This is a genomic window from Pseudomonas fluorescens (assembly GCF_902497855.1).
In the GTDB taxonomy this organism is placed as follows: domain Bacteria; phylum Pseudomonadota; class Gammaproteobacteria; order Pseudomonadales; family Pseudomonadaceae; genus Aquipseudomonas; species Aquipseudomonas fluorescens_BI.
Window position 1 is genome coordinate 26859 of the sequence record NZ_CABVHU010000017.1, and the last position, 24000, is coordinate 50858.

At 63.5% G+C, this 24000-nt stretch carries 23 protein-coding genes; 18 read left to right on the forward strand and 5 right to left on the reverse strand.

The annotated features are described in order from the left end of the window. The first annotated feature begins 25 nt into the window (after positions 1 to 25). From F8N96_RS27435 to F8N96_RS27510, 16 genes are all read left to right on the forward strand, one after another. Positions 26 to 1027, forward strand: a complete 1002-nt coding sequence (locus F8N96_RS27435; RefSeq protein ID WP_150800455.1) for an ABC transporter substrate-binding protein — start codon at positions 26 to 28, stop codon at positions 1025 to 1027. A 28-nt stretch (positions 1028 to 1055) separates the two neighbouring features. Next, positions 1056 to 1832, forward strand: a complete 777-nt coding sequence (locus F8N96_RS27440) for an ABC transporter permease (protein ID WP_150800456.1) — start codon at positions 1056 to 1058, stop codon at positions 1830 to 1832. After that, a complete protein-coding gene (locus tag F8N96_RS27445) occupies positions 1829 to 2596 on the forward strand; it encodes an SDR family oxidoreductase (RefSeq protein ID WP_191630680.1) in 768 nt (255 codons plus the stop codon). Before F8N96_RS27440 ends, F8N96_RS27445 begins: the two co-directional genes overlap by 4 nt. Positions 2597 to 2609: 13 nt before the next feature. Continuing rightward, on the forward strand, positions 2610 to 3149 hold the full coding sequence (locus F8N96_RS27450; protein WP_150800457.1) for a cupin domain-containing protein: 540 nt from the start codon (positions 2610 to 2612) through the stop codon (positions 3147 to 3149). Positions 3150 to 3153: 4 nt separating this feature from the next. Further along, a complete protein-coding gene (locus F8N96_RS27455) occupies positions 3154 to 4038 on the forward strand; it encodes an alpha/beta fold hydrolase (protein WP_150800458.1) in 885 nt (294 codons plus the stop codon). Then, positions 4035 to 4871 (forward strand): IclR family transcriptional regulator, encoded by an 837-nt coding sequence (locus F8N96_RS27460; RefSeq protein WP_082930373.1) that lies wholly within the window; start codon positions 4035 to 4037, stop codon positions 4869 to 4871. The genes F8N96_RS27455 and F8N96_RS27460 overlap by 4 nt, the downstream gene beginning before the upstream one ends. 1 nt (position 4872) lies before the next feature. After that, on the forward strand, positions 4873 to 5670 hold the full coding sequence (locus F8N96_RS27465) for an SDR family oxidoreductase (protein WP_150800459.1): 798 nt from the start codon (positions 4873 to 4875) through the stop codon (positions 5668 to 5670). Then, complete coding sequence (locus F8N96_RS27470; RefSeq protein ID WP_150800460.1) at positions 5663 to 7345, forward strand: thiamine pyrophosphate-binding protein; 1683 nt, start codon at positions 5663 to 5665, stop codon at positions 7343 to 7345. Before F8N96_RS27465 ends, F8N96_RS27470 begins: the two co-directional genes overlap by 8 nt. 10 nt (positions 7346 to 7355) lie before the next feature. After that, complete coding sequence (locus tag F8N96_RS27475) at positions 7356 to 8159, forward strand: aspartate dehydrogenase (protein WP_150764043.1); 804 nt, start codon at positions 7356 to 7358, stop codon at positions 8157 to 8159. A gap of 10 nt (positions 8160 to 8169) precedes the next feature. After that, the gene (locus F8N96_RS27480) at positions 8170 to 9666 is read left to right on the forward strand and encodes an aldehyde dehydrogenase (protein WP_150800461.1); all 1497 of its coding nucleotides are present in this window, start codon (positions 8170 to 8172) and stop codon (positions 9664 to 9666) included. Continuing rightward, a complete protein-coding gene (locus F8N96_RS27485; protein ID WP_150800462.1) occupies positions 9663 to 10628 on the forward strand; it encodes a VOC family protein in 966 nt (321 codons plus the stop codon). Before F8N96_RS27480 ends, F8N96_RS27485 begins: the two co-directional genes overlap by 4 nt. Before the next feature lie 72 nt (positions 10629 to 10700). After that, positions 10701 to 10928: a recombinase-like helix-turn-helix domain-containing protein gene (locus F8N96_RS27490; RefSeq protein ID WP_150800463.1), complete on the forward strand. Its 228-nt coding sequence runs from the start codon at positions 10701 to 10703 to the stop codon at positions 10926 to 10928. Positions 10929 to 10949: 21 nt separating this feature from the next. Next, complete coding sequence (locus tag F8N96_RS27495) at positions 10950 to 11984, forward strand: aromatic ring-hydroxylating oxygenase subunit alpha (protein WP_150800464.1); 1035 nt, start codon at positions 10950 to 10952, stop codon at positions 11982 to 11984. Beyond that, positions 11981 to 12133, forward strand: a complete 153-nt coding sequence (locus F8N96_RS27500; protein WP_224789443.1) for a hypothetical protein — start codon at positions 11981 to 11983, stop codon at positions 12131 to 12133. The genes F8N96_RS27495 and F8N96_RS27500 overlap by 4 nt, the downstream gene beginning before the upstream one ends. 3 nt (positions 12134 to 12136) lie before the next feature. Next, positions 12137 to 13096, forward strand: coding sequence for a PDR/VanB family oxidoreductase (locus tag F8N96_RS27505; protein ID WP_150800465.1), 960 nt, complete (start codon positions 12137 to 12139; stop codon positions 13094 to 13096). An 819-nt stretch (positions 13097 to 13915) separates the two neighbouring features. Then, positions 13916 to 15145 (forward strand): hypothetical protein, encoded by a 1230-nt coding sequence (locus F8N96_RS27510; RefSeq protein ID WP_064678607.1) that lies wholly within the window; start codon positions 13916 to 13918, stop codon positions 15143 to 15145. 43 nt (positions 15146 to 15188) lie between these two features. Here the strand turns inward: F8N96_RS27510 and F8N96_RS27515 are convergent, their stop codons facing one another. Then, a complete protein-coding gene (locus F8N96_RS27515) occupies positions 15189 to 16865 on the reverse strand; it encodes an MFS transporter (protein ID WP_150800466.1) in 1677 nt (558 codons plus the stop codon). 435 nt (positions 16866 to 17300) lie between these two features. Between F8N96_RS27515 and F8N96_RS27520 the strand changes: the two genes are divergently transcribed. Further along, on the forward strand, positions 17301 to 19016 hold the full coding sequence (locus F8N96_RS27520) for an amidase (protein ID WP_150800467.1): 1716 nt from the start codon (positions 17301 to 17303) through the stop codon (positions 19014 to 19016). 161 nt (positions 19017 to 19177) lie between these two features. Here F8N96_RS27520 and F8N96_RS27525 read toward each other — a convergent pair whose 3' ends face one another. From F8N96_RS27525 to F8N96_RS27540, 4 genes are read right to left on the reverse strand one after another with little or no spacing between them, the layout of a single operon-like run. Then, a complete protein-coding gene (locus F8N96_RS27525; RefSeq protein ID WP_150800468.1) occupies positions 19178 to 20029 on the reverse strand; it encodes a sugar phosphate isomerase/epimerase family protein in 852 nt (283 codons plus the stop codon). 1 nt (position 20030) lies between these two features. Beyond that, positions 20031 to 21272, reverse strand: a complete 1242-nt coding sequence (locus F8N96_RS27530; protein ID WP_150800469.1) for an NAD(P)/FAD-dependent oxidoreductase — start codon at positions 21270 to 21272, stop codon at positions 20031 to 20033. Between the two features lie 18 nt (positions 21273 to 21290). Then, a complete protein-coding gene (locus F8N96_RS27535; RefSeq protein ID WP_150800470.1) occupies positions 21291 to 21611 on the reverse strand; it encodes a MocE family 2Fe-2S type ferredoxin in 321 nt (106 codons plus the stop codon). Between the two features lie 36 nt (positions 21612 to 21647). Further along, positions 21648 to 22760: a fatty acid desaturase family protein gene (locus tag F8N96_RS27540; RefSeq protein WP_150800471.1), complete on the reverse strand. Its 1113-nt coding sequence runs from the start codon at positions 22758 to 22760 to the stop codon at positions 21648 to 21650. Between the two features lie 182 nt (positions 22761 to 22942). Here F8N96_RS27540 and F8N96_RS27550 point away from each other — a divergent pair, with 182 nt between their 5' ends. Continuing rightward, positions 22943 to 23992, forward strand: a complete 1050-nt coding sequence (locus tag F8N96_RS27550) for a substrate-binding domain-containing protein (protein ID WP_150800473.1) — start codon at positions 22943 to 22945, stop codon at positions 23990 to 23992. Positions 23993 to 24000: the final 8 nt, after the last annotated feature.

The following is a 24000-nucleotide window of genomic DNA, read 5'->3' on the forward strand; positions in this document are numbered from 1 at the left end:
GCCATCAACCTTTTCAGGAGTACGCATGCTCAAGTCTCTGTTTCAATGTTTCAGCCAGGCCAGCGCCGTTGCGCTCGGCCTGGGCCTGGCCTTCGCTGCCCAGGCGCAGTCGACCGACGTGACCTATTTGTTGCCGGCACCGCCGAACCTGCCGGCGTTCGCTCCGTGGATCATCGCCCAGCAAAAGGGTTACTACGCCGCCCAGAACCTGAACATGAAGTTCATCGCGGCCAAAGGCGGTGTGGATGTGGCGAAACAGATCGGGGCCGGTAACGCCATGCTCGGTGGCGCCCTCGGTGATACGCCGATTGTGGTGCGGGCCAATGGAATACCGGTACGCGCGGTCGCGGTGCTGGGCGCTGGCGGCGTGACCATGATTGCCACCAATGCCGGCGCAAACATTAACTCGATCACCGACCTCAAGGGCAAGACCATGACGGTGATGTCTTACTCGGACACCACCTACTACGCCCTGCTTGCCTCCCTGCGTAAAGCCGGCCTGAGCAAAAACGATGTGAATATCCAGGCTGCCGGCCCGGCAGGTGTCTGGCAATTGTTCTCGGCCGACAAAGCCGAGGCGATGGCCGGTGTGCCGGATTGGGTGGTCAACGCCGAAGAAGCCGGGTTGAAGATCAAGCTGATCCCGCAATCGCAGATTTTCGAAAGCATGGCCCAGTCGATCATCGCCTCCGACGATGCCATCAAGCATCACCCGGACATTGTTCGCGGCACGGTCCAGGCAACGCTGCAGGGCATGCGCGACATCATTGCGGACCCACGCGCCGCCGCCGTGACTTTCGCCAAGGCTGTTCCCGCCTATGCCGGCAAGGAAGATTCGCTGGAGAAAATCTTCAAGCTCTATGTCGAGCATGTCTATGCCAACCAGACCGTACTGGGCCGCATCGATCCGGCCCGACTGGAAGCGGTCCGCCAGTTTTATGTCAGCGAAGGCATCGTCACCCAGGAGCCGAAGCTCGACGACCTGTACACCAACCAGTTCATCGACACCCAAACCGCCGCGCAATGACGGTCAGTGACAACAAGGTAACGACACGATGAAAAACCTCAATAACTCCATGCTCGGCAGCATCGCCCTGCTGATCCTGTTCCTGGTGCTCTGGCAGTGGGGCCCGGGACTGCTCGGCATGCCCGAATTCGTCATGCCGCAACTGAGCCGCGTGGCCCAGGAAAGCGTAGTGATGTGGCAGACCGGCGGCCTGCTGCAGCACACCTTGATCACCGCGTTCGAGATCATCGTCGGCTTCGGCCTGGGCGCCCTGCTCGGCGTGGCGATCGGCGTATCGCTGGGCCTCTCGCCCGCCGCTGAAGCCATGCTGTCGCCGTACATCCTGGCGCTGCAGATCGCGCCGAAAGTCGCCTTCGCCCCGCTGTTCGTGATGTGGCTGGGCTACACCATTTACCCGAAGATCCTGATCGCCATCCTGATCGTGTTCTTCCCGGTGATGATCAACGTGCTGTCGGCGATCCGCACCGTGGACCCGGACATGATCAACCTCGTGCGGACCATGAACGCCAGCCGCTGGCAGATCTTCCGCCTGGTGGAATTTCCGTCGGCCATGGCTGCGTTGTTCTCCGGCTTGCGCATCGCCTCGACCCTGGCCGTGATCGGCGTCACCGTCGGTGAACTGGTCGGCGGCAACCAGGGCCTGGGCTTCCTGCTGGTGGATGCCGAAGGCCAGGGCAATACCGCGGGCGTGTTCGTCGCCATCGTCATGCTGACGCTGATCGGTGTGCTCGCTTACGGCGCGGTGGTCTGGGCCGAGAAACGCATCCTGCACTACATGCCCAAAGCCATGCTGAGTACTCAATGATGACGACCCTCAATCGTTTGCTCGAAGGCCGTCGCGTACTGGTCACCGGGGGCGCCCGCGGCCTGGGTTACGCCTTCGCCCAGGCCATCGGCCGCGCCGGTGCCCACGTAGTGATCGCCGACATTCTCGCCGAGCGCGTCCAGCAATCGGCCGCCGAACTGGTCGCTGAAGGCCTGACCGTTCATGGCGTGACCGTGGATCTGGCACAACCGGATTCGATCGACGCCTGCGTCGCTGAAACCACCCGTTTGCTCGGGGGGCTGGACGGCCTGGTCAACAACGCGTCGATCACCAATTCCGGCGGCAAGACCTGCGAAGAGCTGAGCCTCGATACCTGGGACCAGGTGATGCAGGTCAACGTGCGCGGCACCTGGCTGATGACCAGGGCCTGCCTGCCGGCCCTGCGCGCCAGTGGCCATGGCGCCATCGTCAACCTGGCGTCCGACACCCCGCTGTGGGGCGCGCCGAACCTGCTGGCCTATGTCGCCAGCAAGGGCGCGATCATCGCGATGACCCGCAGCCTGGCCCGCGAACTGGGCGGCGACAACATCACGGTCAATGCCATCGCGCCCGGCCTGGTGCTGGTCGAAGCCACCGCCTACGTGCCCGAAGCGCGTCACCGCTTGTACAACGACCAGCGGGCGATTCAGCGCCCACAACTTCCCGAAGACGTCAGCGGCGCCGTGCTGTTCGCGCTGTCCGACCTCGCCCGCTTCATCACTGGACAAACCCTGCCGGTCAACGGCGGGTTCGTCATGCCTTGATCAGGAGATAGCCATGACCGATTTATCCGCGCAGCAAAACACCCCCAAAAGCTGGGAACAACCCGCCGGCAGCGACCTTGAAAGCTGGATGCAGACCCGCATCGCCCGCTACGAGACGCGCAAGTACGACTGGAACGCCCTGAAGTTCCAGGCCGACTACGACCCGAAATTCCGCCGCGCGCAAATGCGCTACATCGGCACCGGCGGCACTGGCGTGAGCACGGACATGAACACCATTCCATCGGAGAACTTCACCTTCTCCACCATGGTGATCCCGGCCGGTCACGAAGGCCCGCCGCACCTGCACACCGACGTCGAAGAAGTGTTCTTCGTGCTGCGCGGCAAACTCAAGGTGGTGATCGAAAAGGACGGCGAACGCTTCGAAACCATCCTCACCGACCGCGACGTGATTTCCGTCCCGCCCGGCGTGTACCGCGAAGAGATCAACATCGGCGATGAAGACGCGTTGATGTGCGTGATGCTCGGCGCGAAAAAACCCGTCACCCCGACCTACCCGCCAGAACACCCCCTGGCCTCGATCAAGCGCGGATAAGCCCATGTTGCATGCCATCGACACCCTCGTCCCGCCGCTCACGGCCGACCTCCAGGCCCAGCTGGCTTTGCACTTTCCCCAGCGCATCCTGGAGCTCGCAGGCGCCCGCCAGGCCGTGCGCGAATGCGGGGCCGGGCCGGTCATCGTGTTGCTGCACGGGATCGGCTCGGGCTCGGCGTCGTGGCTGCAGGTGGCGCAAGAGCTTGGCCAGAGCGCCCGGGTGATCGCCTGGGACGCTCCCGGCTATGGCGACTCCACGCCTTTGAGGGCGTTGGCCCCGGACGCGTCGGACTACGCCGAACGGCTGCTGCAGATGCTCGACGCCCTGGACATCCAGCGCTGTGTGCTGGTGGGTCACTCCCTGGGCGCGATCACCGCCACGGCGTTCGCCAGCGGCGTGCACCAGCAGCGCATCAGCCGGCTGGTCTTGATCAGCCCGGCCCAGGGCTACGGCCATCCATCGCGCGCCCTGCAGCGCCAGGAAGTGCGCAACAAACGCCTGCGTGCCCTGGAACAACTGGGCGTCCAGGGCATGGCCGAGCAGCGCAGTGCCTACATGCTGTCGCCCAGCGCCAGCCCCAAGGCGCACGCCTGGGTGCAGTGGAACATGGCCCGGCTCAATCCCGAGGGTTATCGCCAGGCCATCGAACTGTTGTGCGGCGATGACCTGCTGCGCCACGCCCCGCTGTCGATGCCGTGCGAAGTGCATTGCGGCGAAGCCGACGGCATCACCGCGCCCGAAAGTTGCCTGACCCTGGCCAAGGCCCTGGGCGGCACGTTCAACCTTATCGCCGATGCCGGGCACGCCAGCCCCATCGAACAACCTTGTGTGGTGGCGGGCCGACTGGCCTGTGCCATCAAAGAATCCCTGACAGGTGCATCGCTATGAACGATTCAGATCTGCTGAAGGACGCTCAGGACAAATACATCGTGCCGGGCCTGGAGCGCGGCCTGCTGCTGCTCTGCGAGTTCAGCCGGCGCAACCGCACGCTGACCGCGCCGGAGCTGGCCCGGCGCCTGGCGCTGCCGCGCTCGACGATTTTCCGCTTGCTCACGACCCTGGAAACCATGGGCTTCGTCACCCGCAGCGGCAATGAATATCGCCTCGGCATGTCGGTGCTGCGCCTGGGCTTCGAATACCTGGCCTCGTTGGAACTGACCGAACTCGGCCAGCCGCTGCTGGCCCGCCTGTGCGACCGCCTCAACTACCCGAGCAACCTGGTGGTGCGCGACGGCCGCTCGATCGTCTACGTGGCCAAGGTCTCGCCGCCGTCGGTGTTCTCCAGCGCGGTGAATGTCGGCACCCGCCTGCCCGCCCACGCCACGGTCCTGGGGCGCATCCTGCTCGAAGACCTGTCGCTGGCCGAGCTGCGCGAGCTGTACCCGGAAGATCACCTGGAGCAGTTCTCGCCCTGCACGCCGAAAACCGTGATGGAGCTGTTCGACATGGTCCAGGCCGACCGCCAGCGCGGGTTTGTCAGCGGTGAAGGCTTCTTCGAGTCAGCCATTTCCACCGTCGCCGCACCGGTGCGCGATCAATCCGGGCAGATCGTCGCGGCCCTGGGCGTGACCATTCCGACCACGCAGATCGCCCACGTCAACTTCAACGAATTGCTCCTGCAGGTACGTCGCAGCGCCGACGAGCTGTCGCGGTTGCTCGACTACAACAGCGCGGCCGGCCACGACGGCCAGCACCGCGTGACCGCCCTGATGAGGGATTGAGATGAGTCTCTATCAACTGCAAGACAGCACCGCCATCGTGACCGGCGGTTCCTCGGGGATTGGCCTGGCCTGTGTCGAGTTGCTGCTCGAAGCCGGCGCCGCCGTGGCCTTCTGCGGGCGCGACGCGGATCGCCTGCGCAGCGCCGAAGCCGAACTGCGCCAACGCTTCCCCGAGGCGCGGTTGCTGGCCCGGGTGTGCAACGTGCTCGATGCCGACTCGGTCAACGCCTTTGCCGCCGCCAGCCTGGCCGCACTGGGGCCGGCCAGCGTGCTGATCAACAACGCCGGACAAGGTCGGGTCTCGACCTTCGCCGACACCAGCGACAGCGCCTGGACCGAAGAGCTGAACCTGAAATTCTTCTCGGTGATCAACCCGGTCCGTGCCTTCAAGGCGCAGCTGCAAGGTGAACCGAACGCGGCCATCGTCTGCGTCAATTCGCTGCTGGCCAGCCAGCCGGAGCCGCACATGGTCGCCACCTCGGCCGCCCGCGCCGGGGTGATGAACCTGGTGCGCTCGATGGCCACCGAATTCGCTGTCGATGGCATTCGGGTCAACGGCATCCTGATCGGCCTGGTCGAGTCCGGGCAATGGCGCCGACGCTTCGAAGCCCGCGAAGAGCGGGAGCTGGACTGGAGCCAATGGACCGCCCGCCTGGCTCAACAAAAACACATTCCCTTGGGGCGCCTGGGCCTGCCGATTGAAGCGGCCCGCGCGATCCTGTTTCTGGCCTCGCCTCTGTCGGCTTACACCACAGGCAGCCATATCGATGTATCCGGAGGCCTGTCCCGCCATGCGTAATGAAAATACTGTCACCGTTGGCGCTGCCATCACCGCGTTCCTCGAGCAGTGCGACGTCAAGGCCGCGTTCGGCGTGATCTCGATCCACAACATGCCGATCCTCGATGCCTTCGCCGTGCGCGGCAACATCCGCTTCGTCATGGCCCGGGGCGAAGCCGGCGCCACCAACATGGCCGATGCCTATGCCCGCACCACCGGTGGCCTGGGCGTGTGCCTGACGTCCACCGGCACCGCGGCCGGTAACGCCGCCGGGGCAATGGTCGAAGCACTGACCGCCGGCACGCCGCTGCTGCACATCACCGGGCAGATCGAAACGCCGTACCTGGATCAGGAGTTCGCCTACATCCACGAAGCCCGCGATCAACTGACCATGCTCAAGGCCGTGTCGAAAGCCGCGTTCCGGGTGCGCAGCGTCGAAACCGCGATCAGCACCATGAAGCTGGCCGTGCAGACCGCACTGACCGCGCCTACCGGGCCGGTCAGCGTGGAAATCCCGATCGACATCCAGTCGACCTTTATCCCGATGCCGACCGACCTGTCGCCGCTGCCGATTCCGGTGGCCGTGCCCGCGCCCGAAGCGCTGGACCTGGTCGCCGAGCGCCTGGCCAGTGCCACCCGTCCGCTGTTGTGGCTGGGCGGCGGCGCACGGCATGCCGGCCCGCAAGTCAAACGCCTGCTGGACATGGGCGTCGGTGTGATCACTTCGACTCAAGGTCGCGGCGTGGTCAACGAAGACGATGAACGCTGCCTCGGCGCGTTCTCGCAGAACAAAATGGTCGAGCAGTTCCTGCAAAGCTGCGACGCCCTGCTGATCGCCGGCTCCCGCCTGCGCAGCAACGAGACCTTCAAGTACGCGCTGAAACTGCCGCGCAACACCTTGCGCATCGACGCCAACCCGGCCATCGAAGGGCGCAGCTACAACAGCGAGCTGTTCATCTGCGGTGACGCGGCACTGGCCCTTGAAGGCCTGGCGGATCGTCTCGAAGGTCGCTTGCAGATCGACCCGACGTTCCTCGCCGAACTCAAGGCCGTCCGCGAAAAATCCCGCACGCAACTGATCGCCGACCTCGGCCCGTACTCGGCCATGGTCGAACAGTTGCAAGCCCTCACCGGGCGCAATTTCTCCTGGGTACGCGATGTCACGCTGTCCAACAGCATCTGGGGCAACCGCCTGCTGACGTTGTACCACCCGCGCGCCGGCGTGCATGCCCTCGGCGGCGGCATTGGCCAAGGCCTGTCGATGGGCATCGGTGCCGCCGTGGCCGCGGCGGAAACCGCGCCTGAACGCAAGGTCTTCGCCCTGGCCGGTGACGGCGGTTTCATTCTCAACCTCGGTGAGCTGGCGACCCTGGTGCAAGAGAACGCCAACGTGGTGATCCTGCTGATGAACGACCAGCGCTATGGCGTGATCCGCAACATTCAGGACGCGGTCTACGGCAGCCGTCACTGCTACGTCGACCTGCACACCCCGGATTATTCCAAGCTCGCCGAATCCCTGAACCTGCGCCACGGCCTGGTCACCGACCTGAAGGATTTCGGCAAGGTCGTCGACGGCGCGCTGGCGCAACCCGGTCCGTTCCTGCTGGAAGTCGACATGCTCGCCGTCGGCAGCTTCGCCACCCAGTTCGCCGGCCCGCCCAACAGCGAAACCAAAGCGCAGAAAGCCACGGCTTGAGGACTTCGTCATGTTGCACATCACCATGATCGGCTGCGGCGCCATTGGCGTCGGCGTGCTCGAACTGCTGGAGAAAGACCCGCAGCTGTGCGTCGACTACGTGATCGCCTCGGCCGGCTCGGAAGAGCTGGTTCGCCAGCGGCTTGCCAGTTTCAAACAACCGCCGCAGGTGCTGACGGCGTTGCCGGCCGATGCGCGCCCCGACCTGTTGGTCGAGTGCGCCGGCCATCGCGCCATCGAAGAACATGTGTTGCCGGCACTGGAACGTGGCATCGCCTGCCTGATCGTCTCGGTCGGCGCGCTGTCCGAAGTCGGCCTGGTCGAACGCCTGGAAGCGGCGGCCGAACGCGGCCAGACCCGCATCGAATTGCTGCCCGGCGCCATTGGCGGCATCGATGCGCTGTCGGCGGCCAAGGTCGGCGGTCTCGATTCGGTGAATTACACCGGACGCAAACCGGCGCGCGCCTGGAAAAACACCCCGGCTGATCAGGCCTTTGACCTGGACAGCCTTACCGAAGCCACGGTGATTTTCCAGGGCAGCGCCCGGGAAGCGGCCCGCCTCTACCCGAAAAACGCCAACGTCGCCGCGACCCTGTCGCTGGCCGGGCTCGGCCTGGATCGCACCCATGTGACGCTGATCGCCGACCCGCTGAGCGAGGAGAACGTGCATCACTTCGAAGCCCGCGGTGCCTTTGGCGGTTTTGAACTGAGCTTGCGTGGCAAGCCGCTGGTGGCCAACCCGAAGACCTCGGCGCTGACCGTTTACAGCGTCGTCCGCGCCTTGGGTAACCACGCCCACGCGATTTCGATTTAAGGGACAGTCCATGACTCTCGAACAGACTTTACCGATCTGCATTGCCGGCGACTGGCGCCTGGGGCGCGGCGAGCGCTATGCCACCTGCTACCCCGCCACCGGCGAGGCCGTGGCCTGGCTCAACGCCGCCAGTGTCGACGACGTGGAAGACGCGGTGCAAGGCGCGCACCAGGCGTTTCTGCACAGCGGCTGGGCGCAGCGCAAACCCCACGAGCGGGCCAGCGTGCTGTACCGCATCGCCGAACTGATCCGCTCACGCAGTGAAGAACTGGCGCAGTTGCAACGCCAGGACAACGGCAAACCGATCAACGAAACCCGGGCCCTGGTCGCCAGCGCGGCCGGCACCTTCCAGTTCTTCGCCGCGGCCTGTGAGACCCTCGAGGAAACCATCACCCCGTCCCGTGGTGACTTCGTCAGCATGAGCGTCTACGAGCCGATGGGCGTGATCGCCGCGATCACCCCGTGGAACTCGCCGATTGCCAGCGAAGCGCAGAAGGTCGCGCCGGCCCTGGCGGCGGGCAACGCGGTGGTGATCAAACCGGCGGAAATCACCCCGCTGATGGCCTTGCAACTGGCGCAGATCTGCGAAGAGGCCGGGTTGCCGAAAGGTTTGCTCAGCGTGCTGCCGGGCAAGGGTTCTCTGCTCGGTGATGCCTTGACCCGCCACCCGCTGGTCAAGCGCGTGTCGTTCACCGGCGGCACCAAAACCGGCAAGCACATTGCCCACGTCGCCGCCGACAAGATGATGCCGGTGTCGCTGGAACTGGGCGGCAAATCGCCGACCATCGTCCTCGACGACGCCGACCTCGACCATGCAGTGGCCGGCGTGCTGTACGGCATCTTCAGCTCTTCGGGCGAAGCCTGCATCGCCGGCTCGCGGTTGTTTGTCGCCCGTGCGTTGTACGAACCGTTCATGGCGCGCCTGGTGGCCGCTGCGGCCGAACTGCGCGTCGGTGACCCGGCCGATGAACGTACCCAGATGGGCCCGTTGATCAGCGCCGGCCACCGCGAGTCGGTGGAGCGTTATGTTGCGCTTGGGAGAGCCGAAGGTGGACGGCTGCTGCTCGGTGGCGAGCGCCCGAGCGGCGGCGTGTACGACCAGGGTTACTACTACCCGCCGACCATCCTCGAAGGCTTGAACAACAGTCAGCAGGTGTGCCAGGAAGAGATCTTCGGCCCGGTGCTGGTGGCCCTGCCCTTCGATGACGAAGCGCAATTGCTCGAGCAGGCCAACGACAGCCTGTACGCCCTCGCCGCCGGCATCTGGACCCGCGATTACAAGCGCGCCTGGGCCCTGGGTCGAAAAATTCAGGCCGGTACGGTGTGGATCAACACCTACAAACAGTTCTCGATCTCCACCCCGTTCGGTGGCTGGCGCGACAGCGGCCTGGGCCGGGAAAAAGGTCGCCTCGGCATCCTGCAGTACATGGAACAGAAAAGCCTTTATTGGGGCATGAATGAACAGCCACTGGCCTGGGCCGGTGTGCAACGAGAGGTAGGGTTATGAGCGTTCTAGGCATTGATGAAGTCACCTACGGCGTCGAGGACCTCGAGACCAGCGTGCGGTTTTTCAGCGACTGGGGCTTGAGCAAGGTCAGCGAGCAGCCTGACGAGGTGATCTTCGAAACCCTCAACGGCTGCCGCGTGGTGCTCGCCGACATCGACAAGGCTGGCCTGCCGCCGGCGATCGAAGCCGGTTCGACCGTGCGCGAAGTGGTCTGGGGCGTCGAAAGCGAAGCTGACCTGAAGCTGTACAGCGAGCGCATCGCCAACGATCCAGGCTTTATCGAAACTGACGGGCGCATCGGTTGCACCGACCCCAACGGCCTGGCGATCCGCCTGCAAGTGACGCGCAAGCGGGAACTGCAGATCGAGTGCAGCGGCCACAACACCTGGCAAACCAAAGGCCGGATCAACAAGGCCGCGCCGATCTACGACCACGCTACGCCGATCGAAGTCGGGCACGTGGTGTTCTTCGTCAAGGACGTCAACGCGTGCGAAGCCTTCTATCACGAGCGATTCGGCTTCCAGGCCTCGGACCGCTATCCGGATCGCGGCGCGTTCCTGCGCACCGCCGAGGAAGGCGGCCACCACGATCTGTTCATGCTGCAACTGCCCGCCCCACGCGCCGGCCTCAACCACGTCGCCTTCACCGTGCGCGATGTGCACGAAGTGTTCGGTGGCGGCATGCACATTTCCCGCCGCGGCTGGGCCACGGAAATCGGCCCGGGCCGGCACCCGGTGTCGTCCGCGTTCTTCTGGTACTTCAAGAACCCGGCCGGCGCGCTGGTGGAGTACTACGCCGACGAAGACCAACTGACCGGTGAATGGGAGCCACGCACCTTCGAACCCGGCCCGACGGTGTTCGCCGAATGGGCGATCGCCGGCGGCATCGATGGCAATACCCGGCGCCAGCAACATGTCGAAGCGCCCCAGGGCAAGTTCCTTACCGACAAGCCGAAACCTTGAGCGAACACGACGTACGACTTATTCCCGTGGGCGAAACGATCCGCGAACGGGTACGCAATGGAGGTCAATGAAATGAGCATTACCGAACCCTACCTGGAGCCCCATCAGGCTCGCAAACGGCCCAACACCCAGTTCGAAGAGTTGCTGGGCGACTCCATCGAACGCGCTTTCGGCAATGGCGTGACCGAGCTGCCCGACCTGCTCGCGCACCTGAACCTGGCCGGGCCGCCCTGCCCGCTGACCACCGGCGAGTGGACTGTGGATGCCTATAAAACCCTGATGGCTCGGCTGGGCGAATGACCCGCCGGAGGACAATTAGAAATGAACATGAATACAACCGTCGATCCTGTTGAAAACCTCTTGGCCAACGGCTTGAAGAACCTGTGGTTCCCGGTGCTGCCTTCCGATCAGCTGGGTGAAAAGCCGCTGTCGATCCGTCGCCTGGGCTACAAGATTGCCCTGTGGCGCGACAATGACGGCAGCGTGCATGCCCTGGAAGATCACTGCCCCCATCGTGGCGCACCCTTGTCCCAGGGCCCGGTGCTGGGTGACCGCCTGCAATGCCCTTATCACGGCGTCGAAGTGCGCTGCGATGGCACCGTGACCAAAGTCCCCGGCAGCCCGGGTTGCAAACTCGAAGGCAGCCGCCCGACGCGGATGTTCCACACCCGTGAAGCCGCTGGCGCGATCTTCCTCTACAACGCCGCCGACCCGCACGAGGACAGCCCGCCGGAATTGGTCCTGCCGGAGCAGCTGACCTCCCCCGAATGGAGCAGCTTCCTGTGCTACGCCGAGTGGAAAGGCGATTACCGCTACGTCATCGACAACGTCATGGACCCGATGCACGGCACCTACCTGCACAAGATGTCGCACTCCATGAGTGAAGGCGAAGCCACGGCCAAATTCGTCACCCGCGACACCGACCACGGTTTCTTCTTCGAGAAGGAAGGCCAGCGCGGGGTGAACTTCGACTGGACCGAATTCATGGACAATACCTGCCACTGGTTGCGCCTGGAAATCCCGTACCCGAAAACCGGTGGCCCCGGCGGCAACTTCACCATCATCGGCAGCTACACGCCGAGCAGCCGTGCCTTGTCGGCGGTGTTCCACTGGCGTTGCCGTCCATTGACCGGCTGGCAGCGTGACACCTGGCGCTTCCTCTACAAGAATCGTCTGGAAGCGCGGCACTGGGCCGTGCTGGAACAGGATCGGGTGCTGCTCGAATTCATGGAGCCGGACGCTAATCAGCGGGAGAATTTGTACCAGCATGACCTCGGCGTGGTGCGCCTGCGCCGCTACCTGAAAAATGCGGCCAAGGCCCAGCTTGAGCTGATCGACGCGAAGCAGTTGCCATGAACGCACGGCGTGACTTCTTCGCCGGGCAAGCGCTGTTCCCGACCTCGACGCTGATTGCAGTGAGCGCGCTGGCGTTTCCTGAACTGCGGGTGGAGATCGAGGCCGGCGCGCGCCTCGATCTCGATTTGCGAACTGTTGAAAAGAGGTGACCGATGTCCAATTCCTCCCCCCTCACCGCGTTCGTGCATACCCTGCGCTACGAAGCCGAAGGCATCATCAGCGTCGAGTTGCGGCCGTATGGCGACACCGTCTTCCCTCCGTTCGAAGCCGGCTCGCACATTGATCTGCACCTGCCCAACGGGCTGGTGCGCAGCTACTCCCTGCTTAACTCGCCAAGCGACCGTGGCCGCTATGTGGTTGGCATCCTGCGTGATCGCAACAGCCGTGGCGGTTCGGAATATGTGCACGGCCAATTGCGGGTCGGCATGCAGCTGCCGATTTCGTCGCCGCGCAATAACTTCCAGCTCGACCTCAATGCCAGACACAGCGTGCTGGTGGCCGGTGGCATCGGCATCACGCCGATCTACTGCATGTTCCGCCAACTGCTGGCCCTGGGGAAATCCGCCGAGCTGATCTATTGCGCCCGTTCCCGGCAGGAAGCCGCGTTGGTGGAAGAGCTCAGCGGCCTGAGTGCCAAGGTGGTTTATCACTTCAACGATGAAAAAGGCATGCCGCCGGACTTGAGCGCCTATCTGGCGGGCCAGCCGGCTGATACGCACTTCTATTGCTGCGGGCCGACACCGATGCTCGATGCTTTCGAAAGCACCTGCGAAGGCCTCGGTTATCCCCATGCCCATATCGAGCGTTTCGCGGCGGCGGAGTTGCCGCCGTCGGAAGATGCGCAGAGCAGTTACAGCGTCGAGCTGAAAAAAACCGGCAAGACCCTGTCGATCGAGCCGGGCCTGAGTTTGCTCGATGTGTTGCTCGAGGCGGGTTGCGACATTGAATACAGCTGTCGCGAAGGGGTGTGTGGTTCGTGCGAAACACGGGTCCTGGAAGGTGACGTCGATCATCGCGACGGTGTGCTGACCAAGGCCGAGCGTGCGGCGAACAAGTCGATGATGGTGTGTGTGTCGGGTTGCAAGAGTCGGCGGTTGGTACTCGACTTATAGCCGCTGTTCTATTCCATCCATTAAACGGGCCGACACTTTTGTCGGCCTTTTTTTTTGCATTACTGGCTTGGAGACCACCCTGTAGGAGCGAGGCTTGCCCGCGAAGCAGGCGATGCGGTGCATCTGTTAGACCGCGTTATCGTTCTTCGCCGGCAAGCCTGGCTCCTACAGGTATTGATCGTTCCCACGCTCCGCGTGGGAATGCTTCAACGAACGCTCCGCGTTCGGCTCTTGGGACGCAGAGCGTCCCTGGCTGCATTCCCACGCAGAGCGTGGGAACGATCGCTGGCAAGGGCGCACACATAACGTGCAGTTTCGTTACTCCTTGAGGCCCACGTTTCACGGGCAATACAAGGAAATGTGTTTCCCATATAAACAATTGTTGATCGTTCCCACGCTCCGCGTGGGAATGCTTCAACGGACGCTCCGCGTTCGGCTTTTGGGACGCAGAGCGTCCCTGGCTGCATTCCCACGCAGAGCGTGGGAACGATCGCTGGCAAGGGCGCACACATAACGTGCAGTTTCGTTACTCCTTGAGGCCCACGTTTCACGGGCAATACAAGGAAATGTGTTTCCCATATAAACAATTGTTTTTAATGCATTTTATTCGGTAAAAAACACCATCCAACAGTGGCATGGTTTCTGCTCTATCCCTCTCAAGTTCATAGGCCAAACGCCGTATCACCTACGAAACAGCAAAAACAACAACGCACTCCAATACCGCAACACTCGAAGTCATCCGCCCATTGCCACTTTCAAGGCAAGCGGAAAAGTGTTGCCGGTCACTTTGTAGCGCCCACTATTGCAGGGGAAGTGAGCATGAAGAATTACGTGATATGTCTCGGGCTGATGATGACCAGCTGCGTCAGTTTCGCCGGCGAACCCGGCCCTGCCGCGCCCGTGACCTCGACTACCGGTAAAAAGCCCTTCCCGCACATCGCCTGGCGCAGCGACGATGGCCAGAGCAGCCTGGACATCGGCGGCGCCTTGCGCACCAACTACCGCGACGAGCATTGGGACACCACCGAAAACAATGGCCGCTTTCTGTTCGACACCTTCCGCATCGACGTGCAGGCGACTTACAAAAACCTGTACAGCGACGTCGGTTACTGGTTCCAGGACGACGGCAAACGCTCCATCGATCGCGGCTTCGTCGGTTACCGCATCAACAGCAACTCAAACCTGCAACTGGGCGCGCCGTTCAAGCCGTTCGGCCTGGAACCCTACCCGCAATTCGGCTGGAGCTATCACCTGCCGTTCTTCATGGGGTATGGCGTCAGCGCCGGTTCGGGCCTGAAATACAGCTACAAGGACAAGGACTGGGATCTGCAACTGGGGTATTTCCCGCGCATGTTGCCCTCGGACATCCGCTACTCGCCTGAAGTCGGCCGCTACGCCGACCTCAAGGACAACGCGATCCCCTTCACCCAGTCGCGCCAGGACAACGAGAAGCACAACCAGATCAACGCCCGCGTCACGCGGACCTTTGTCAACGACGGCTGGAAAGCCGAGGTCGGGGCTTCGGTGGCCGCTGCCCAGCTGTACAACGCCACCACCCGCGATGACGGTGATTACTGGGCCGGCGGCATTCACGCCGTGATCAATGCCGGCCAGTGGACCGTCAGCACCCAGGGCATCCGCTACGAGTACGACCCGAAAAATCCCGCCGGCGTCAGCAACGACTCGGTGCTGATGGGCGGCAACGGCCTGACGCCCGCGTACCTGATCGCCTCCAAGGCAACCATCGCTTCGCTGAACGTCGGCTATGACATTCCGACGCCGAAGCTGGGGCAATTGAAGAAGATCAAACTGTACAACGACTACAGCCGCATGATGAAAGACCAGAGCGGTTGGGACGATTCGCAGATGTACACCGTCGGCGCACAGTTCCTGGCGATGCCGATCATGGCGTGGGTCGACCTGACTTGGGCGAAAAACGCCAACCCCTACGGCGGTGCGGAAAACGGTACCGGCTTCACTAACACAAGCTCGATCGGCAGCAACGAGTGGTACTACCGGACCAACATCAACATCGGCTACTACTTCTGATGGGTGTTGCCCTCTCCCCCGCGGGAGAGGGCAAACGCCAGGCTCAGGTGTGATGAATGTCCCGATCCTTGGTTTCCGGCAGGAAGAAAATACCCAGGATGGCGGTCATCACCGCGATGATGATCGGGTACCACAGCCCGTAGTAGATATCACCCGTGGCCGCGACCATGGCGAAGGCCACCGTGGGCAGGAAGCCACCGAACCAGCCGTTGCCGATGTGGTACGGCAGCGACATCGAGGTGTAGCGGATGCGCGCCGGGAACAGTTCCACCAGCCAGGCGGCGATCGGGCCGTAGACCATGGTCACGTAGATCACCAGGATGGTCAGGAGCAGCAGGACCATCGGGTAGTTGGTCTTGGTCGGGTCGGCCTTCTCGGGGTAGCCGGCTTCCTTGAGCGACGAACCCAGGGTCGCGACGAAGGCGTCGTTCCTGGCCTTGAAGTCGGCGGCCGGCATGCCGGTGCCCTCAAAGCTCTGGATGACTTTCTCGCCGATGCGCACCTGCGCCACGGTGCCAGGTTCGGCCTTCACGTTCTCATAGGGGATGGCCCGTTTGGCCAGCACCGTCTTCGCCAGGTCGCAGGAACTGGTGAATTTGGCCTTGCCCACCGGGTCGAACTGGAACGAGCAATGGTCGGGATCGGCGATCACCGTGACCGGGTTCTTCGCCTGCGCGGCGAACACGTCGGGGTTACCGTACTGGGTCAGCGCATGGAAGATCGGGAAGTAGGTCAGCGCCGCGAGGATGCAGCCGGCCATGATGATGCCCTTGCGGCCGATGCGGTCGGACAGGCTGCCGAAGATGACGAAGAACGGCGTCCCGATCAGCAACGAGCCGGCGATCAGCAGGTTGGCGGTCTGCGGGTCGATCTTCAGCGTCTGCAGCAGGAAGAACAGCGCATAGAACTGCCCGGTGTACCAGACCACGGCCTGGCCGGCAGTGCCGCCGAGCAGGGCCATGATCACGATCTTGAGGTTGTCCCAGCGGGCGAAGGATTCGGTCAGCGGTGCCTTGGAAGCCTTGCCTTCAGCCTTCATTTTCAGGAACACCGGCGACTCGCTGAGTTGCAGACGGATGTACACCGAGACGATCAGCAACAGGATCGACAGCAGGAACGGAATCCGCCAGCCCCAGGCCTCGAAGGCTTCGGTGCCGAGGATGGTGCGACAGGCGAGGATCACCAGCAGTGACAGGAACAGGCCGAGGGTCGCTGTGGTTTGAATCCACGAAGTGAAGTAGCCGCGCTTGCCCTTGGGCGCATGTTCCGCCACGTAGGTCGCCGCACCGCCGTATTCACCGCCCAGGGCCAGGCCTTGCAACAGGCGCAGGGTGATCAGGATGATCGGCGCGGCGACGCCGATGGTCGCATAGCCGGGCAGGAAGCCGACGATGGCCGTGGAGATACCCATGATCACAATGGTGATGAGGAAGGTGTGCTTGCGCCCGATCATGTCCCCCAGGCGACCGAACACGATGGCGCCAAAGGGGCGTACGGCGAAGCCCGCGGCGAACGCGAGGAGCGCGAAGATGAACGAGGTTGTCTCGTTGACCCCGGCGAAGAAATGCTTGGCGATGATCGCGGCAAGCGAGCCGTAAAGGTAAAAGTCGTACCACTCGAACACGGTGCCCAGGGACGAGGCAAAGATGACTTTGCGCTCCTCCTTGGTAAGCCCGTGGTGGGGCGCGCTGCGCGCCGTTGCATTGTCGATTGCGGGCATAAGTCTTCTCCGTCTTTGTTGTTATTTACAGGCCGGAGTACCCCACTACCTTCTTGCCGCACCCTGGCCCTGGGGCTGATGTCATCGGATTACGGATTGCGCAAAGCATGCACACAGGTTGACGGCCTCGCATTGCTGCAAGGTTTCCTGAAGCATAATCGGCTTCGCGCAGATATCCACTCGCCGGCGACAGTTACTTGCGCGACCTCGACCCTTTGCGGCCAGACACCCACACGGACGGTCGAAGCGTTTCACCGATCCCCGTGCTTGGTGTTAAATAGGACGCTCAGGGTGTCAGCCCGGCCCTGTCGCGAAATGCACTGCCACGAGAACCGTTATGAACCCCCATTTCAAGACCCGCGCTGTCCTTGCCTCCTGGACCGCGCCTGATGCAAACACTCACCGCGTCGCCCCTGCGCAGCTGGCGGTAGTCCCATGATCGACGTCACCGAAGTCTCCATTGCCGAACTGCGTGCGGCGCTCGAATCAGGCCGCACCACCGCGGTCGAGCTGGTCCAGGCCTATCTTGCCCGGGTCGATGCCTACGACGGTCCCGACACCGCCACCGCCCTCAATGCGGTCGTGGTGCGCAACCCCGATGCCCTCGAGGAGGCCCGGGCGTCCGATGCCCGTAGGGCCAAGGGCGAGACCCTGGGACCGCTCGATGGCATCCCTTATACGGCCAAGGACAGTTACCTGGTCAAGGGGCTGACCGCCGCCTCGGGCAGTCCGGCATTCGCCAACCTGGTCGCCTATCGCGATGCGTTCACCATCGAACGGCTGCGCGCCGCGGGTGCGATCTGCCTGGGCAAGACCAATATGCCGCCCATGGCCAACGGCGGCATGCAACGCGGGGTCTACGGCCGCGCGGAGAGCCCGTACAACGCCGACTACCTCACGGCCCCCTTCGCCTCTGGCTCGTCGAATGGCGCCGGGACTGCCACCGCCGCCAGCTTCGCGGCCTTCGGCCTGGCTGAAGAGACCTGGTCGAGCGGACGCGGGCCTGCATCGAACAATGGCCTGTGTGCCTACACGCCATCGCGCGGGGTGATCTCGGTGCGCGGCAACTGGCCGTTGACCCCGACCATGGACGTGGTGGTGCCGTTCGCCCGAACCATGGCCGACCTGCTCGAGGTACTCGACGTGGTGGTCGCGGAGGATCCAGACACCCGCGGCGATCTGTGGCGGATGCAACCCTGGGTGCAGATTCCAAGTGTCGCCTCGGTGCGCCCGGCCTCCTATGCATCGCTCGCGGCGGATGGCGCTGCGCTCGCCGGCAAACGCTTTGGCGTGCCGCGCATGTACATCAACGCCGATCCCGAGGCAGGCACGGCGCAGGCGCCGGGTATCGGGGGGCCTACCGGGCAGCGGATCAAAACCCGGGCCTCGGTGATCGGGCTCTGGGAAGACGCGCGCCAGGCACTCGAGGCCGCAGGCGCCGAAGTGCTCGAGGTCGACTTCCCTATGGTCTCCAATTGCGAGGGTGATCGTCCGGGCGCGCCGACGGTGTTTATCCGGGGCCTGGTGTCCAAGGAGTTCCTGAATCACGAGTTGTGGGATCTGACGGCCTGGGCGTTCGATGATTTTCTGCAAGCCAACGGCGATCCGAAGCTCAATCGCCTGGTCGATGTCGACGGGCCGCTGATTTTCCCCCACGACCCGGGGACCCTGCCCAACCGCGAGGGCGACCTGGTCGCGGGCATGGACGAGTATGTGCGGATGGCCGAGCGCGGCATCACCCCCTGGGACCAGATCGTCACTGTGCCGGATGGGCTGCGCGGGCTGGAACAGACCCGTCGCATCGATCTGGAGGACTGGATGGACCGGCTGGGGCTCGATGCGGTGATCTTCCCTACGGTAGCCGACGTCGCGCCGGCGAATGCCGACGTCGACCCGCAGTCCGCGGATATCGCCTGGAGCAACGGCATCTGGGTCGCCAACGGCAACCTCGCCATCCGCCACCTGGGCGTGCCCACGGTCACGGTGCCGATGGGCATCATGCCCGACATCGGCATGCCGGTCGGGCTGACATTTGCCGGTCGTGCGTATGACGATTCGACGTTGTTGCGTTTGGCTGCGGCGTTTGAATCGACGGGGACCAAGCGCTTGATTCCGCCTCGGACTCCGCCATTGTCGGGTGGTGAAAAATAGCAGCGGCCGGAGCTTCAACCTGGGCGTTGGCCAGCTCAGGTGAGGCATGACACCGATCCCCTGTAGGAGCTGGCTTGCCAGCGAAGGCGTCCTTCCAGACGAAAAAATATTGCCTGACCCACCGCCTTCGCTGGCAAGCCAGCTCCTACAAGGGATCGGTGTCAGGTTCGGGTTTGAAGGCTGGCGCGCTGGCAATCCTTCCACAGCCCGCGTATCAAATCCTTGAGCATCAGCGCCTCCGCCCAGCGATCGGTGATCTCGCCGCCGTCGGCACCCGTGATGGCATAGGGTGGCGGACCCAGTTCGCAGGTGAAGGACAGGCTGGCAGGCGTGTTCGGTCGCGCCAGCCAATCCTCGATCCCATAGCGCCACCAGCCAAGAAAACGCTCCACCCAGGGTCGATGCCGGGCGAAGCCCAAGGCGACCTGAACCTGTTCGCAGCTGGCGACACGGCCATGAAACCCCCAACTGTGGCGCAGGATGGTCTGGATCTGCCGGTCATCCTCGGCAGTCGCCGGCTCCGGCAGTTCGCGGCCCACGACGTAGTGGGACAAGTCGGCCAACAACTTCAGATCGGGCATTTCAGCGAGGATGTCGAGGGTGAACAACAGGTCGCTGGTGAGGCGATAACGGTGGGTTTCCAGAAGGATCGGAAAGTCCACCTGCTCGGCCAGGCGCTGCCAGCCTTCGATCAGCTCGATGGCCTGCGCCAGCGTGCGCGGCCTGACGTCGGCTTGCAGCGTGAGGTGATGACAGCCATGGCGCGAGGCGACATCGATCGCCGCCGCCAGATCGTCCACGGTGCGGGGAAACACCTGTCCCTCAATCTGCAGGCCCCGCGCCTTGGCGGCACTGCTCAGGCGTGCGGCGTGCGGCCCGACCCAGAAATGATCGGTGATGCCGTCGAAGCCGGCGGCGGCGATCTGTTCCAGCTGCGCTTCTATGGAAAGGTCGCATTGGCCGCGGTGATCCTGCATGGCCCACAGCGACTGGAATACCAGGAATTCACGCATGTCAGCTCCTTAGCAATTGTTTGAGCGGCACATCGGCGTCGGCCAAGGCGCCTACCGAAAGTGGATTGGAGTGAGCTATCAGCCGCTCGCACAGCTTGATGTCCCTGGCGATGCTATTGCCCTGCCCCCAACCGCAAGCACCTTGCAATCGCTGCTCGGCATCGAGATAAAACATCAGGAAACCGCCCCCCGGGGTGTCCCGGCTCGCCGTGGGCTGCGTGTTTGCAATCACGCCCACCGTCTGCAGCCCCCAGTCGTACTGATCGGACCAGAAACCGGGAATGACCTCGAAGGGCAGCTCGCCGCCCAACAGATTCAGCGCGGCGTGACGGCCCTGGGCTTCGGCGTTGCGCCAGGTCTCCTGACGCTGGAAAACTCCGTGCGGATGCAACCGGAACTCACAGACATCGCCCGCCGCAAAGATGTCCGGCGCACTGCTGCGCAAGTGTGCGTCGACGCGGATGCCCTGGCCGACGTCGAGTCCCGCGGCTGCGGCCAACTCGATGTTGGGTTGCATGCCGATGCCCACCACCACCAGGTCGCAGGGCAGCAGCTGGCCGTCGACCAGTTGCACCGATTCAACACACCGGGTGCCCTGCACCGCCTCGATGGCCACGTTCAGCCGCACATCCACGCCCTGGCTGCGATGCAGGTCCAGCAGGACGCCGGACAATCGCTCCGGCAGGACGCGACCCGCCAGCCGCGGGCCGGCTTCGAGCAAGGTCACCGTGCAGCCCAAGGCACGGGCAGTGGCGGCGACTTCGAGGCCGATGAAGCCGCCACCGACCACCACCAATCGGGTGCCGGGCCGTAGCGAAGCGCGCAATGCCAGGGCCTCGTCATGGGTGCGCAGGTACAGCACATTCAGTAAATCCTCTGGCACCGAGGGCAGTCGCCGCGCCCTGCCCCCGGTCGCCAGCAACAGGCGGGCGTAATCCAGCCAGCGGCCATCGGCCAGTTGCAGACGATGCTGCTGCGGATCGAGGCGGTGCACCGGGTTATCCGCCAGGTGTTCGATGTCCAGTTCGGCGAGCCGGGCGCTATCGCACAGACTGTAGCCCGCCAGATCGACCGTGCCCTGCAACAGGCCTTTGGACAGCGGCGGACGTTCGTAAGGCGCGTGGGGCTCGTCGCCTATCAGGATCAGGCGACCGCGATAACCCTGGTCGCGCAAGGTCAGGGCCGCGCGGCCACCCGCATGCCCTGCGCCGACGATGACCAGTGGAGCGTTGGCAGAATTCATGGCTCGGACTCCGTGCAGTCAAACGCTGATGGCGAGCAGCACACGACCCGCCTCGACTCGGACCTGATAGGTCTTGAGGTTGACGCACACCGGCGCGCCGAGGGCTTTGCCGGAGCGGTAGTCGAATCGTCCGTTGTGCTTGGGGCACTCGATGACATGCTCCATCACCAGGCCATCGGCGAGGTGGATGGATTCGTGGGTGCACAGCCCTGCCGTGGCGAAAAACTCGCTGTCGGCGGAGCGGTACACGGCATAGGTGTGCTGGCCATGGTCGAAACGAATGACGTCTTCTTCATTTATCTCGCCCACGGCACATACATCGATCCATTGGTCGGTCATGGCGTTTTCTCTTGTCAGGGGTACAACGGGACGGTGTCAGGCCGGTGTGACTTCAGCTTGCGCCTGGGCGGTTGCGGCAGGCTCTGCGCGCTGGGGCAAAGGCCGACGGACGAAATATGTGGGGTCCTGGCGTTGCTTCCAGATGGTCGGGATGATTTCCTTGAAGGCCTCGAACAGACTGCGGTAAGGCGGCGGGCAGTCCTGGCGGATCTCCTCGTGAAGCTGCGCCAGCGCATGAAAAGGCACCATCGGATACATGTGATGCTCAAGGTGATAATTCATGTTGAGGTACAGGAAGCGCAGCACCGGGTTCATGTAGATGGTGCGGCAGTTGCTGCGGTGATCGAGCACGTCCTCGGCCAGGCCGACATGCTGCGTCAGGCCGAACAGGTAGGACAGCCAACCGCCATAGAGCGTCGGCAGACCGATGAACATCAACGGCAACCAGCTCTGCAGGTACAGCGCAGCGCCCACGACCAGCCCGTAAATCACCAGCCAGACGCGTGCGTCCCGCACCACCTTGGGCCGCTCGGATTCGGGGATGAACGTCTGCTCTTCCTCACTCATCCGCCCCAGCGCATGCCTGCAGACCGACTTCATGGTGTGCCATGCATAAGGCATTCTGAACAGGCTCAGCACCATATTGATCAGGCTCGGCGGACGGGGTTCGACGATTTCCGGATCGCGGCCGACGATGATGGTGTCGGTGTGGTGCCGCGCATGGCTCCAGCGCCAGACCTGGGGTTCGAACATGAACATGAAGCTCGACAGCTGGTAGATCGCATCATTCATCCAGCGGGTCTTGAACGCCGTACCGTGCCCCGTTTCGTGCCAGCGGGCATTGGACGCCGTGCCATAGAGCAGCCCGTAGACGAAGAAGAACGGCACGCAGGCCCAGGAGCCCCAGAACCAGTAGCCGCCGAAGCCGGTCACCAGCATCGCCGACAGCCAGATTGCGGTATCCCTCAGGGCCGGCCCATCGCGGCGCTGCATCAGTTCCTTCATGCGTTTTCGGGAAATCGGCGACTGGTACCAACTGGCCGATACCAGGCCTTTTTCCGCCGCCCTGGCGGCTTCGGGGCCGGTCAATCGATAATCCCGAGGCCCGGGTTTACCCGGGTGTTCAAAGGCTGCGTTTCGTTCAGGCATTTTATTATTCTCCGCAAGCTTGATGGTTTGAGTCACTTGCCTGGATGCGGGGTGGCATCGCTGGAGAAAATATAGAGAGCGCGCAAATCACCCTCAAGCCCTTGAATACATTCCCTATCAAGCTATCATCCAGGCCCAGCAAGGCTTGATAGTTTTCTATCAAGGCGTTTTCGGGACCCACCATGAACAACAATAAACGCCCCACCATCGCCACCGTCGCCGAGCACGCACGCTTGAGCGTGGCCACCGTGGACCGGGTACTCAACGCCAGGGCACCGGTCAGCCCGGCCACCGCCGAACAGGTGTTCCAGGCCGCCGAAGCCGTCGGTTATTTCGCCGCCAGGCTGATCGGCCAGCGGATCCGCGAACGTCGTCCCAGCTATCGTTTCGGCATCCTGCTACTCGGCACCGCCCAAGCGTTCTATGCCAATCTTGCCGCCGCCATCACCGAGGCGGCGCAGTGCCAGGCCGGCGCCAACCTGAGCTGTCAGTTCGACTATGTGTTCGACCGCACTCCCAGCGCCATCATTGCCCAGATCGAACAACTGGCGGTGCAGTGCGATGGCCTGGCGGTGGTCAGCTTCGCGCACCCGCTGATCAATGCCGCCATCGCCCAGATCAGGGAGGCCGGCGTGCCGGTGATCGCGCTGCTGTCCGACATCGCCGAGGCCGCGAGCGAGCCTTATGTCGGCCTGGATAATCATGAGGTCGGACGCACCATGGGCTGGTTGCTGGCTCACACCTGCGGTGCACGCAAAGGCAGCATCGGCGTCTTGCTCGGCGGCCACCGCTTTCTCGGCCATCAGGCTCGGCTCGAGGGGCTGCGCGGCTACCTGACGGCGCACGCCCCGGGATTACGCCTGCTCGACGCGGTGATCAACATGGACAACTGTGACGTCACCGAAGAGGCCACCCTGGAGCTTCTGGCGCGCCACCAGGACTTGCGCGGGTTGTGCGTGGTCGGCGGTGGCGGCGACGGCATCATCAGTGCCCTGGCGCAGCTGCCCAAGCGACCTGCGCTGTGCTGTATCTTGCAGGAGTCGACCGAACTGTCGCGACAAGCCCTGGCGCAGGGCTTGATCAGCCTGGTCATCGACTCCCAGCCACGCCTGGTGGCGACAGCGCTGGTCGACTTGCTGGTCGAGCTGCAGACCACGCCGGACTTCGACTCGCTACGGCATCGAATCCATGTGCCGTTGCAGATCATGACCTCGGAGAACGCCCGAGGCTGAGCGTGCTT